We start from the raw sequence: 12865 nt of genomic DNA, 5'->3' as shown, positions 1-12865 counted from the left end.
ATGCTGAAATTCGCCATTAGTTTTTGTTTTGCATAGTGACTAAACAGCCAAATGACAGGCTGTAACTGGCAGCCACTGCCAGAAACAAAACAACAAAAACAATTTTGGAGTCACTATCATGAAATTTTCTTTGCGCAAGCTTGCAGGTGTTATTGCCCTTACCAGTCTATCCACCAGCGTACTCGCTGAAAGCGATATTATTGGTCTTATCACCAAAACCAATACCAACCCCTTCTTTGTGAAGATGAAAGAAGGTGCACAGCAGAAAGCCAGTGAGCTTGGGGTTGAGTTAAGAACTTTCGCAGGCCGTTATGACGGCGATAATGAATCACAAGTTCAAGCCATAGAAAACCTCATTGCCTCTGGCGCAAAAGGCATACTGATTACACCAAGTGACCCAGCAGGTATTGTACCTAGCATCCAAAAAGCCCGTGATGCAGGTCTATTGGTTATTGCCCTAGATACCCCATTAAGTCCAGCCAATGCCGCAGACATGACCTTTGCCACAGATAACTTTAAAGCAGGTGAAATGATCGGCCAATGGGCAAAAGCACGTATGGGCGAGAAAGCAAAAGATGCCCGTATTGCACTGCTGGATCTTAGCACTAGCCAAATTACCGTGGATGTTGCCCGTGACCAAGGCTTCTTAAAAGGCTTTGGTATCGACATTAAAAATGCCGGCCGTATTGGAGATGAAACCGACCCAAGAATTGTCGGCAATGATGTGACTCAAGGCTCTGAAGAAGGCGGTCGCCGCGCCATGGAAAACCTTCTACAAAAAGATCCAGGCATTAATCTGGTTTACACCATCAATGAACCTGCCGCAGCGGGTGCTTATGAAGCCTTGAAATCCTTTGGGCTTGAGAAAGACGTCACTATAGTTTCTGTCGATGGCGGCTGCCCTGGTGTACGAAACGTACGTGATCATGTGATTGGTGCAACCTCCATGCAGTTCCCATTAGAGATGGCATCACAAGGGGTAACCTCTATTGTTGAGTTCGCTAAAACAGGTACACGCCCTAGTGCTTCTGACGGGTTAGATTTCTTCGATACTGGGGTGCAGCTCGTGACAGACAATCCAACTCAGAGCGTTCAATCAATTAACTCAAACACTGGCCTTGCCATGTGCTGGGGCTAACTTTCCTTAGATCAAATAGCGTTTTGAATTGAAAGCCATCTCCTTGCCTTTAGTCAGGTAATGCATACCCGACTAAAGGCCTTTTTACTGCTCGGAGTAATCTATGAGTTCTGTTAAACCCAATACCTCAACGCCAGTACTTGAACATGATCAAGTGGCGGATAACACCGCTGGGTATGTGGCAAATTTTTCAGTGAAAGAAAGCCCTATATTGCGGCTCAAAAAGTTTCTTCACACTTACCCTATTGCGGCTCCCAGCATCGTTTTATTATTAGCGATTTTTGGCTTTAGCCTGTTAATTGGTAACCGCTTTTTACACCCTTTTAACTTGTCGCTTATTCTGCAACAAGTAACCATAATCGGTGTTATTGGGGTCGCCCAAACCCTGATTATTTTAACCGCAGGTATCGACTTATCCGTCGGCGCTATCATGGTGCTCTGCTCTGTGGTGATGGGCCGTATGGCCATAGATTTAGGCCTAGAAGCTTGGTTAGCCCTCGCCCTTGGTATTTCAGTCGGCGCCCTAGCAGGCTTTATCAATGGCCTGCTCATTACTCGATTAAAAATCCCACCTTTTATTGCCACCCTAGGTTCCTGGAATGTCTTTTTCGCCATAAACCTCTGGTATTCAAAAAGTGAAACCATTCGCTCGCAAGACATCTCCTCTATCGCCCCGCTATTACAGTGGACAGGAGAAACCATTAACTTTTTTGGCGCTAGATTAACCTACGGCTCCTTACTCATGTTAGGTCTCTTCTTTTTAATCTGGTACGCCCTTAACTGGACCTCTTGGGGTCGACATGTTTATGCCACAGGGGATGACCCAGATGCAGCGCGCCTAGCCGGTATTCAAACTAATCGCATCCTAATGTCAGTCTATGTGCTTGCAGGGATTGTCTGTGCCGTCGGAGCTTGGGTGTTAATTGGCCGAATTGGCTCGATCAGCCCACAAGCAGGTTATACCGCCAACTTAGACAGTATTACGGCTGTGGTGATAGGTGGCTGTAGTCTCTTTGGAGGACGCGGTTCAATCTATGGCACCTTGATTGGCGCCCTAGTAGTCGGTGTATTTAGAAACGGATTAGCCCTTGCTGGCGTGGATGTACTTTGGCAAGAATTTACCGTGGGGATATTAATCATCTTAGCTGTTGGCGTTGACCAATGGATTCGAAGAGGAACGGCATAATGAGCATAGATTATCAACAAACACCCGTGTTAAAAGCCTCTGGTCTAGTGAAACGTTATGGCAGTGTGACCGCTATAGATAATGCGGATTTCGAACTTTTCCCAGGAGAAATTCTTGCTGTAATTGGTGACAACGGTGCAGGTAAATCGTCTTTGATTAAAGCCCTATCAGGCGCCTTGGTGCCTGATGAAGGCGAAGTCTGGTTAGATGGGCAAAAAGTTGTATTTAATACCCCCATGGAAGCCCGTGAATTAGGCATAGAAACCGTCTATCAAAATTTGGCCGTCTCTCCTGCCCTAAATATTGCGGATAATCTCTATTTAGGCCGTGAAATTCGCAAGCCCGGTTTTTTAGGTAAGTATCTAAGAATGTTAGATAAAAAAGCCATGGAACAAAACGCCAAAGCCAAGATGACAGAGCTAGGCTTGCTCACAATTCAAAATATGAGTCAGGCCGTTGAGTCTCTTTCTGGTGGCCAACGCCAAGGGGTCGCTGTCGCTCGCTCTGCCCTCTTTGGTAGTAAGGTGGTTATCATGGACGAACCGACTGCGGCACTTGGGGTAAAAGAGTCCCGTCGCGTACTAAACTTAATCAAGGAAGTACGTGATAGAGGCTTACCCATTGTGCTTATCAGCCACAATATGCCCCATGTGTTTGAGGTAGCCGATCGTATCCACATCCATCGCCTTGGCAAGTGTGCTGGTATCGTCACGCCACAAAGCCATAGTATGTCTGATGCGGTTGCTATTATGACGGGCGCAATGGAAATTGAAGCCGCCTAGCTATAAGAAAGGCTAAATAGCAGAAACCTTGGCATAGGCCCTGATTCGTCGTCTAATGAGACAAGATCAGGGCTTAACTTTGCTGCAATATAAACAGGACGTTCGTTTAAATAGTATGAGAAACAAGATGAGACTGGACACAGATGCCAAAGGCTTAATACTAAGTTTTGCCTATAAGATAAAAACAAGACTGACACTTATCAGTAGCTTTCTCCTTGCTTGTTTAATGGCCCTTGGCTTTACCAGTTTTTCAGCAACCGCCTCCAACCCAGCCAAATTACAATCTATCGGCATCAGTGTGGCGGATTTAGGTAACCCATATTTTGTCCAATTGATTGAATCCGCGACCAGCCGCGCCGAATCTCTTGTTGGTCAGCCAGTAAAAATGTTGATTCGCTCTGATGCCTATGATCTCAAGCGTCAAATTACCCAGCTTAATTATTTTATCGAACAAGACGTCGACCTGATTCTACTCACAGCCGCAGATGAAGAAGGCATAGCCCCCACCATAGCCAAAGCACAAAGAGCCGGTATCAAGGTGATTGCAGTAGACGTTAAAGCACGTGGTGCTGATGCCACTATCACCACAGATAATATTCAAGCGGGCGTCATTGCCTGTGAATACCTAGCCAAGCGTATGAACTACCAAGGTAATATGGTCATTATTAATGGTGTTGCCGTTTCTTCTGTTGTTGAGCGTGTAGCTGGCTGTAAATCAGCGATCCACGCCTATCCAAAGATAGTGCTGTTAAATGATCAGCTAAATGGCACAGGCAGCATAGATGGCGGCATGAAAGCCATGACCTACTTAATGGAAGCTTATCCACAGATAGACAGTGTATTTAGTATTAATGACCCAACCGCATTAGGCGCAGTACGCGCTGCTAAACAAGCAGGTCGTGATGACTTTATTCTTGCCTCTGTGGACGGCGCACCTTTTGCGGTGAAACTGATTCAATCAGGAAAAACTAATTGGGCTGCCACAGCCATGCAAAAACCTAGCTTGATGGCTAAGAAAGCAGTCGAAATTGGTTATCAGTTATTACAAGGAAAGAAGGTCGAGCCTAACTATATTCTGATTCCCGCAGAGCTTGCAGCACAAGAGATCGAGAATAAAAGTGATGATTGGTAAGGCTTTCTTATTTCACAGAATCATTCTGTCTAAATGAATATTTTAAGATAGTAAAGTTTTGTTTAAATTAAATAAAACATTCAATAACAGAATAATATTTTGCAGTGTTAAGCGAACAATAAAACGGTAATATTGGTAATACATGCTTACTTATCATCGAGGAATAATGTTTAGCGATTACTTTGAAGAATGGGAAGTTAAACCCGAATACTCAAAAGAGTTTATATCTCTCTGGAGCGGCTGGCTTGGCAAGGAAAACTATCACAAATTGGATGAAGTCACCGAGAATGAATGGGGCAGGTTCAATAGTTTCCTAAAAAGTATCAGCAAAAAATACTCAATTGAAAAAGTAGACTTCGAAGCTCAGTCGATTACCAAAGTTGATAATATTGAAACCTTACTATCAAGTTACAGTGAAAGTATGAACAAAGATTCTTCAATGTTCACAAATATAGTGCTACCAGAACTGGAGTGTGTAATAAGTGAAGAGTGGGATTATACATATATCATTTGGCATAAGAAAAATGGCGCTGTGGAGGCCCTTTCTCCGTTAATAGAGTCAGATGGGTTAAAGCATTTTCATGATTAAATGCATAACAAGGCACTCAAGCTTTGGCATGCTAAACACGTCGCTTAGATTGTCATTAAGCAAAATCGTAAATTAGCCAAACTTATAAATGCGAGCCAAAATCCTAAGAATTATAAAAACCATTCCAAACCTAATAAAAGAGGCCTTTATCTTGCCTATTTCACTCAATCACTTAGATCAAGTCGTCCAGATTATTAAAGAAAAGTCAGCCGATAAGCGACGCTTTATGATCGCGATTTCAGCTTGCCCTGGTGCAGGTAAATCGACCCTCTCCCAGCAATTATTGTCACATTTGGAAGGGGCTAAAATCGTACAGATGGATGGTTTTCACTTAAGTAATGGGGTGCTATCTGACAAGGATCTACTCTCCCGAAAAGGCTCCCCTGCTAGCTTTGACCTTTCAGGTTTAAAACACCTGATACAGAGAATCAAACAGGGAAGCTCAGATTCTCAGGAAAGCATTTATGCCCCGCGCTTTGATCGTGATTTAGATGCGTCCATTGGCTCTGCTGTCGCAATTGAAAGCCAGGATAAATATATTCTGATCGAAGGGAATTACCTGCTATTGGATCAAGAAGGCTGGCGTGACCTTAAAGCAGACTTTGATTTATCTCTATTTTTAGAAGTGGATGAAAGCACGCTGATCTCGCGTTTAACCCAACGTTGGTTAGATTTAGGTTTAGATGAAAAAACCGCCTTATCTAAGGTACAGAATAATGATGCCTTGAATATTAAGACGGTGAATGATTATTTAATCCCACCAGATATCACTGTGTCTTTTAACTAACCGTGTCCTTTAATTAATTCAGCTTTTCGAATAACCCTTCACTGGTGCGAGAAAGTAAGTCCAACTCGTGTCTCAGTAGTTTTACAAAAGATTTAGTCAAATCTGAACGGGCTTTATGGGCTGGAAAAATCAAGTTATACCGATAAGTAATACAGGGAGAAAAGCGTTTTACTACGAGTCCTAATTTTTGATAGTGCAAGGCAGTAATAGGTTCAACTAACGACACGCCCGCCCCTGCAAGTACCATGGCACAGGCGCTATAAGATAGTTGAGTATCCATTAGTAGTTTACGATACACACCAGCCGAATCAAACACACTGTCGATTTTATGATGTAAGCCTTGCTCTGTTCCCAATGAAATAAAGCTTTCGCCTTCTAGGTCTTGCGGCACAATTTCATCCTTATCCACCAACCTATGATTGGCGGGCAAAATGCACACGAGTCTACTTTCTGCCAAAGCGTCGACTTCAATAGCTGAATCCATGATAGGAATAGCAGACACAACACCCACATCATATTGTTGGCTCGCCACTAAATCCGCCACCTGCTGTGTGCTTCTTACTTGGAACGAGAAAGAAACGCCCGCATGTAATTGGCTGAAGCGTTGAATCACACTAGGAATAAAATCAACCGATAACGCGGGCATAGAAGCAACACGTAAAGAACCAATATGGCATTCACGCAGATCATCAGCGGCTCTCGCTAAGGTCTCTAAAGAAACAAAAGATCGCTCTACCTCAGCATAAAACACATGGGCTTCAGGGGTGGGGATCAAACGTTTTTTTAAACGCTCAAACATTTTCACGGCTACCGCACTTTCAAAGTCCGCCAATAAGCGACTCACCGCCGGTTGTGATACACATAAAATATCCGCTGCACCACTGGTTGTCCCACTAATCATAACGGCCCGGAACGCTTCTATTTGTCGATAAGTAATACGAGCCATGAGCACCTCAAATTAATAACAAAATATTATCAAGTGATGTAAATATACGATTTGATGTTATTAAATCAACTCCTTAAAATCAATTCAAGCTCACACCTCAACGATAAACATAAAAAAGAGAGGCTCTGATGGATCAATTCTTCCGCTACTTACTGACAGCATTAATCAGTACGGTAGCAGCCAGTCAATTTATACAGGTGATCACCCGCTATGTGTTTGAAACTCCTATTATGGGATTGGAGGAAAGCGCTCTAATTCCGACAATTTGGCTTTATATAATGGGCAGCGTCAATGCGTCCCGTGAAGATACTCAAATTCGTGCCAATGTTTTAGAGATATTTCTCAGCACTGACAAAGCACGAGCCCTGCTACAAGCTATTTCAGACATGATCAGTATCGGGATTTCCATCTGGTTAACCTGGTGGGCATGGCTTTACTTCAGTTACTCATTACGGGTTTGGAAAGGCACGCCTACGCTTTATATCCCAACCTTCATCTACGAATCAGCCCTATTTTTAGGTTTGTTAATGATGACTCTTTTCACCTGTTGGAACCTGTTTCGTCACCTGCAATTTCTGTTCGGCTTTCGCACTCAATCTAATAGCGAAGCAAACTCAACCATTACCAAAGACAACACAGAAAGCCAGGCTGCAACCCCTATACAAAAGGATACAAACTCATGATAGAAATCGCGATTCTGGCCTTTGCCATCCTCGTTATCCTACTCACCATAGGGGTGCCTTTACCTTATTGCTTTGGTGCGGGCCTAATTGTTATGACCGTCGTTGGTGAAGCCTCGATGCGTGGCATGATGTTATGGGGCTTTAGCCAATTAACTAACCCTGTATTACTGGCAATCCCTCTCTTCGTATTTGCGGGTACCATTATGAGTATCAGCGGTATTGCCGCCAGCTTACTCAATTTCGTCAATATCTTTATTGGCAGAATTCGTGGTGGTCTTGGGGTGGTTGCTGCCGTTAGTTGTGCCATTATCGGCGCTATTTCTGGCAGTGGTTTAACGGGCATTGCGGCGATTGGCCCGCTACTGATTCCTGAAATGGAGCGTAAAGGCTATCCAAGACCTTATGCGACGGCTTTGGTTGCCAACTCCTCTATCCTCGGGCTATTAATCCCACCCAGTGTCACCATGATCGTTTATGGCTGGGTAACCGATACTTCGATTCTCGCCTGCTTCCTTGCGACCTTGGGTCCAGGCCTTTTGATTATGATGAACTTTTCCATCGTTAATCTGGTGATGTCACGTAAGTTCCCGCTAATTCTGGATGAGCCTATGCCAATGGGTAAATTCATGAAGGAAGCGAGCAACCGAACCGCAGGGGCGATTCCCGCGCTACTCATGCCAGTCATCATTCTTGGAGGTATTTATGGCGGCATCATGACGCCAACAGAAGCCGCTGCGGTAGCAGTTATCTACTCTTTGCCAGTCGGTATCATGATCTATAAAGGTCTGACCTTTAAAACACTATTAGAGTCAGGCAAAGAGTCGGCAACGGCGGTCGGTGCCATTTTGATCATGATTTTATTCAGCCTCATGCTTAGCCAAATCTATGTAATGGAAGACATCCCACAAATGCTTGTGGATCAAATCTTCTCTATTACTACAGATAAAGTCTTGCTACTGATACTGGTTAACCTTTTCTTATTTGCCATTGGCATGATAGTGAACGACATCACCGCCATCATCTTAACCGCACCTTTGTTGTTGCCCTTAATGGCAGCACTTGAAGTCAGCCCGATTCAGTTTGCCGCCATTATGGGTGTCAATACTGCCATGGGCGGCGTGACGCCACCTTATGCCAGCATCCTTTATTTGGGTGCGCGTATCGGCAAAGTAAAATTCACTGAAGTGGTGAAGCCAGCCATGCTGCTCATCCTCTTCGGTTATATCCCAGTTGTCATACTGGTCTCTGTTTGGCCTGATCTGTCGGAATTCTTTCCGCGCGTTTTCGGCTATTAAGTAAACCCTAACCACCTATAACAAGCAGGAAATAACAATGAAAAAAAACCTGATCAACAAATTAGCAATAGCAGTTACCTTATCGGTTTCTTTAACCAGTGTCGCACAAGCGGTTACTCTTAAATTGTCCCATGTGAGACCCCAAGAAACCGCTATTGATGTGGATGCAAAAGCCTTTGCCGATGACATTAAATCTGCCACTGACGGTAAGGTAAAAGTGAAAATTTATGCTGCCAGCGCCCTTGGTGACTATACGGTTGTGCAAGAAAGGGTTGGCTTAGGGGCTGTCGATATGGCGGTTCAACCACCTGCATCTGGGGTAGATAAACGCTTTCAAATTGTCTACATGCCTTACCTGGTGAAAACTTGGGATGATGCGCAAAAGATCTTTGCCAAAGGCTCGCCCATGAGACAAACCGTATCGGATCTTTATGATAAGCAAAACATCAGTGTATTAGGAGCTTGGCCTGTGTACTTTGGTGGTGTCTCTTTAAATAAAGAGATTGATGATGCGGCGAATCCAATGACAAACAAGGGGGCTAAATTACGTGTTCCGCCCATTAAAACTTTCCAGATGACAGCGGATAACATTGGTTTTATTGGTTCACCCTTACCTTTTTCTGAAGCCTTTACCGCCGTACAAACGGGTGTTGTGGATGGCGTAATGGGGTCTGGTGCAGAAGGCTATTATGCGTCTTTTCGTGATGTCACCAAAAGCTATCTACCTATCAACACTCACTTTGAGATGTGGTATCTCATTATCAATAAAGATGTGTTTAGTGATTTAAAAGAAGCACAACAAACAAAGTTAATCAGTGCCGCAGAAAAGTTTGAGCTAACCCGTTGGCAGAATGCCCGTGGTGACCAAGCTAAAAATGAGCAACTATTAGCTGATGCGGGAGCCAAGATCATTCCTGTTTCTAATGCGCAAATTGACGCCCACGCTAAAATTGTACGCGATCAAGTATGGCCTGAAATCATCGATGACATTGGCTCAGATTGGGCTCAAGGCGTGCTGGATGAAGCGCTGAAATAGACCTACGACTTACCCTTATATTTCACTCTTTGCCCAACGCTCGCGTTGGGCCTTTTTCCTCAAGGATATCTTATGACGCAGTTCTCAACTGGCAGTTCACATCGTCCTGACGTCTGTGTTTTAGGTGGCGGTATCGTCGGTTTATCCGTCGCACTTGGCTTACAACGAAATGGACTCATTGTGAGCATTATTGATGAAGGTGATACTGGCCTTCGCGCTTCTCGTGGCAACTTTGGCTTAGTCTGGGTCCAAGGTAAAGGAGATACACTTGCAGATTATGCCCAAATATCCCGTTTATCGGCCAAACTTTGGCCTCAATTTGCCCAAGAATTATTCTCTAAAACGGGTATTAATATTGAGTTACAGCAAAAAGGTGGACTCTTTTTTTGCTTGAGTGACGACGAACTAGAGCAACGTAAAACAATGCTCACCATGATGCAAAAAGAAGCCAATGGTGATTACCCTTTTGAAGTACTAGACCTGCAACAACTCAGGAATTTTATTCCAGAAGCGGGTCCTGAGGTAGTGGGCGCCACCTATAGCCCAGAAGACGGCCACCTTAATCCCTTGTTCTTATTACGCGCCTTAACTGAATGTTTTATCAAACAAGGTGGCAAGATTCACCATTCAGGCAAAGTCTGCAAACTAAGCAAACACGGGCAGTCTTTTAAGGTTGAGACGGAAAAAGAAAGCTATCAATGTGATCAGATTGTTTTGGCAGCAGGCCTTGGTAATAAAGAGCTTGCTCCACAAGTCGGTCTAAATGCACCATTAACACCTAATCGCGGCCAAGTCCTTATCTGCGAAAGAGTAAAACCTTTTCTAAATTACCCCACAGGCCATGTGAGACAAACCAATGAAGGTACGATTCAGCTAGGTGACTCAAAAGAAGACGTGGGGTTTGATACGGGCACAAGCACACAAGTAATGGCAACCATTGCTGCCAGAGCGAGCAAGATGTTTCCCCTACTTAAAAATATTCGCCTTATTCGAGCTTGGGGAGCCCTGCGAATCATGACCCCAGATGGCTACCCTATTTATCAAGCCTCACAAACACATCAAGGGGCCTATCTCGTTACCTGCCATAGTGGAGTCACCTTAGGGGCATTCCATCACGGCCCGATTGCGGACTGGATCGCCAATGATAAACAAGACTTTGAATTGGAGGCTTTCCATGCCAAACGCTTTGCCATTTAATCGTTTAGAAACAAATAGCGACACTTGGGTCACCCTGTATATTGAAGACCAAGCTATTCAAGTCCCTGCTGGGGATACAGTTGCAGCGGCCATCTTAAGTGCTGGTTTGCTACCGAGCAGAACCACCTCAATTAGCAGCAGCCAAAGGGCACCTTATTGCCTGATGGGCGTTTGCTTTGAATGCCTAGTCACCATAGATGGAAAAGAAAATAGCCAAGCCTGTATGACGCAAGTTCAAGACGGCATGCGGGTAAGCAAACAAATACAATCACCTGACCTTAACGCCGCAGACACACGAGAGGCCAAACATGATAAATAACACTCTCTACGATCTAGCCATAATCGGCGCGGGCCCTGCGGGCATGAGCGCAGCAATTTGCGCTTCAGAGCACGGACTTAAGGTGGCATTATTAGACGAACAAGCCAACTTTGGCGGTCAAATATACAAAAAGCTTTATCAGCCTAGCCTGAAAGATGAATCCATTCTTGGCCCTGATTATTATCAAGGCAGAGTACTTATTCATCAGGTACAAAAAAGCAAAATAGATTGTTTTTTTGAAGCTAGCGTTTGGCAAGTGACTTATCCAGAAAAGAGCGATTCAACCCTAGAAATCAATCTAAGTATCAAACAGCAAGGTCAGCAACTAAAAGCCAGAAAACTACTTATTGCTGCGGGTGCCCAAGAAAGGCCAACCCCATTCCCAGGTTGGACCTTACCCGGTGTGATGACCTGTGGTGCAGCTCAAATTTTATTAAAAACCAGCGCCATGACCCCTGCATCACCTTTAGTTATCGCAGGTAGTGGCCCGCTGCTATTACTTATAGCCGCCCAACTTCATCGCGCTGGCGTCAATATTAGTGGCCTGCTTGATACTCGCCCTAAAGGCCGCTATGTCGAAGCTCTACCGCATTTAGCAGCTGCCTTGAACAATCTGCCTTTACTCGCCAAAGGTTTGGCCTTAATGGCTGAAATTAAAAAGGCAAATATCCCTATTTATAAAAACGTGACGGAGTTAACCGCGTTAGCGAATCCATCCGAGCACTTAGAACAGGTGTCATTCAAAACAGGTAATCAACACCAAGAGATAACTTGCAGAACCTTGTTAACACATCAAGGAGTGGTGCCTAATGTGCAACTAACCCGAGCCTTAAAATTGGATCATGTATGGCACCAGAATCAAACCTGCTGGCATCCGGTTAAAGATGAATGGGGGCAATCAAGTCATCCAGACATTTATATTGCAGGTGATGCAAGTGGTATCACAGGGGCAAAAGGGGCAGCTCATACAGGCAGAATTGCCGCTTTAAAAATCACCCAATCACTGGCTAAGATCAGCTCTTATCAGTTAGCAAAATTGGCACAAGTTCCTACAAAAAAGCTTGCTAAAGAAACCTGTATTCGACCTTTTTTAGATAAACTTTATTACCCTGCTCAAACCTTCTTAACACCCGAAGATGACACTCTAGTGTGTCGCTGTGAGGAAGTCAGTGCCAAAGACATTCGCCATATGGTCAAACAAGGTTGCACTGGACCGAATCAAACCAAGGCCTTTAGTCGAGTAGGTATGGGTCCTTGCCAAGGACGTTTATGTGGTTTAACCGTGAGCAATATTATTGCAGAGGAAAGCCGGCTTACTCCTGATGAGGTCGGTTATTACCAAATCCGAAATCCGATAAAACCTGTTAATCTTAGCGAGTTAATAGATTTAGCAAAATAAACAATAAGAAATAGGGGAAAAATCTTGATAGAAAGACATGAAACAAGCACACGTATGAGCCGCATAGTAGAGCATAACCAGACTGTTTATTTATGTGGCCAAGTGGCAGCGGATAGAACCGCTGGCATTACCGAGCAAACACAGACCATGCTGGCTAAAGTAGTAACCTTGTTGGAATCAGTAGGCTCATCAAAAAATCAAATTTTATCTGTCACCATTTATTTAAAAGATATGAGTCACTTTGTTGAAATGAATGCGGTATGGGACAACTGGGTTGAAGAAGGTTATGCTCCTGCTCGCGCCTGCGTTGAAGCAAGAATGGCGAGCCCAGAGTTATTAGTGGAAATCTCTGTTATTGCCGCTAAAAGCGAGTAAC

14 protein-coding genes are annotated in these 12865 nt (G+C 44.3%); 13 read left to right on the top strand and 1 reads right to left on the bottom strand.

Translation table 11 applies throughout. The annotated features are described in order from the left end of the window. Positions 1 to 118: 118 nt before the first annotated feature. The 6 genes from OA91_RS14095 to OA91_RS14070 all read left to right on the top strand — a co-directional run bounded on the left by OA91_RS14095 (position 119) and on the right by OA91_RS14070 (position 5614). Positions 119 to 1138 (top strand): sugar ABC transporter substrate-binding protein, encoded by a 1020-nt coding sequence (locus OA91_RS14095; RefSeq protein ID WP_046016521.1) that lies wholly within the window; start codon positions 119 to 121, stop codon positions 1136 to 1138. Between the two features lie 103 nt (positions 1139 to 1241). Continuing rightward, positions 1242 to 2324 carry an ABC transporter permease gene (locus OA91_RS14090; RefSeq protein WP_046016522.1) on the top strand — a complete coding sequence of 361 codons (1083 nt, stop codon included), beginning with the start codon at positions 1242 to 1244 and terminating at the stop codon, positions 2322 to 2324. Then, positions 2324 to 3106, top strand: coding sequence for an ATP-binding cassette domain-containing protein (locus tag OA91_RS14085; RefSeq protein WP_063338941.1), 783 nt, complete (start codon positions 2324 to 2326; stop codon positions 3104 to 3106). Before OA91_RS14090 ends, OA91_RS14085 begins: the two co-directional genes overlap by 1 nt. A 127-nt stretch (positions 3107 to 3233) precedes the next feature. Beyond that, positions 3234 to 4238 (top strand): ABC transporter substrate-binding protein, encoded by a 1005-nt coding sequence (locus OA91_RS14080; RefSeq protein WP_063338940.1) that lies wholly within the window; start codon positions 3234 to 3236, stop codon positions 4236 to 4238. 166 nt (positions 4239 to 4404) lie between these two features. Then, positions 4405 to 4827: a hypothetical protein gene (locus OA91_RS14075; protein WP_063338939.1), complete on the top strand. Its 423-nt coding sequence runs from the start codon at positions 4405 to 4407 to the stop codon at positions 4825 to 4827. A gap of 151 nt (positions 4828 to 4978) precedes the next feature. After that, positions 4979 to 5614, top strand: a complete 636-nt coding sequence (locus OA91_RS14070) for a nucleoside/nucleotide kinase family protein (RefSeq protein WP_157203846.1) — start codon at positions 4979 to 4981, stop codon at positions 5612 to 5614. A gap of 13 nt (positions 5615 to 5627) precedes the next feature. Here the strand turns inward: OA91_RS14070 and OA91_RS14065 are convergent, their stop codons facing one another. Beyond that, on the bottom strand, positions 5628 to 6560 hold the full coding sequence (locus OA91_RS14065; protein ID WP_063338938.1) for a LysR substrate-binding domain-containing protein: 933 nt from the start codon (positions 6558 to 6560) through the stop codon (positions 5628 to 5630). A 128-nt stretch (positions 6561 to 6688) separates the two neighbouring features. Here OA91_RS14065 and OA91_RS14060 point away from each other — a divergent pair, with 128 nt between their 5' ends. From OA91_RS14060 to OA91_RS14030, 7 genes are all read left to right on the top strand, one after another. After that, on the top strand, positions 6689 to 7243 hold the full coding sequence (locus OA91_RS14060; protein ID WP_082827946.1) for a TRAP transporter small permease: 555 nt from the start codon (positions 6689 to 6691) through the stop codon (positions 7241 to 7243). After that, positions 7240 to 8538 (top strand): TRAP transporter large permease, encoded by a 1299-nt coding sequence (locus tag OA91_RS14055; protein ID WP_063338937.1) that lies wholly within the window; start codon positions 7240 to 7242, stop codon positions 8536 to 8538. The genes OA91_RS14060 and OA91_RS14055 overlap by 4 nt, the downstream gene beginning before the upstream one ends. Before the next feature lie 37 nt (positions 8539 to 8575). Next, entirely contained in the window at positions 8576 to 9574 is a 999-nt protein-coding gene (dctP, locus tag OA91_RS14050; RefSeq protein ID WP_063338936.1) for a TRAP transporter substrate-binding protein DctP, read from the top strand. Positions 9575 to 9646: 72 nt separating this feature from the next. Then, complete coding sequence (locus tag OA91_RS14045) at positions 9647 to 10771, top strand: NAD(P)/FAD-dependent oxidoreductase (protein ID WP_063338935.1); 1125 nt, start codon at positions 9647 to 9649, stop codon at positions 10769 to 10771. Then, entirely contained in the window at positions 10749 to 11090 is a 342-nt protein-coding gene (locus OA91_RS14040) for a (2Fe-2S)-binding protein (RefSeq protein ID WP_063338934.1), read from the top strand. The genes OA91_RS14045 and OA91_RS14040 overlap by 23 nt, the downstream gene beginning before the upstream one ends. Then, positions 11080 to 12489 carry an FAD-dependent oxidoreductase gene (locus tag OA91_RS14035; protein WP_063338933.1) on the top strand — a complete coding sequence of 470 codons (1410 nt, stop codon included), beginning with the start codon at positions 11080 to 11082 and terminating at the stop codon, positions 12487 to 12489. The genes OA91_RS14040 and OA91_RS14035 overlap by 11 nt, the downstream gene beginning before the upstream one ends. 21 nt (positions 12490 to 12510) lie before the next feature. Beyond that, complete coding sequence (locus tag OA91_RS14030; RefSeq protein WP_157203845.1) at positions 12511 to 12864, top strand: RidA family protein; 354 nt, start codon at positions 12511 to 12513, stop codon at positions 12862 to 12864. Position 12865: the final 1 nt, after the last annotated feature.

Source organism: Marinomonas sp. SBI8L (assembly GCF_001624705.1).
Taxonomy (GTDB): domain Bacteria; phylum Pseudomonadota; class Gammaproteobacteria; order Pseudomonadales; family Marinomonadaceae; genus Marinomonas.
Note: the sequence above shows the minus strand (reverse complement) of the source record. Positions and strands in the feature narration are given on the sequence as shown.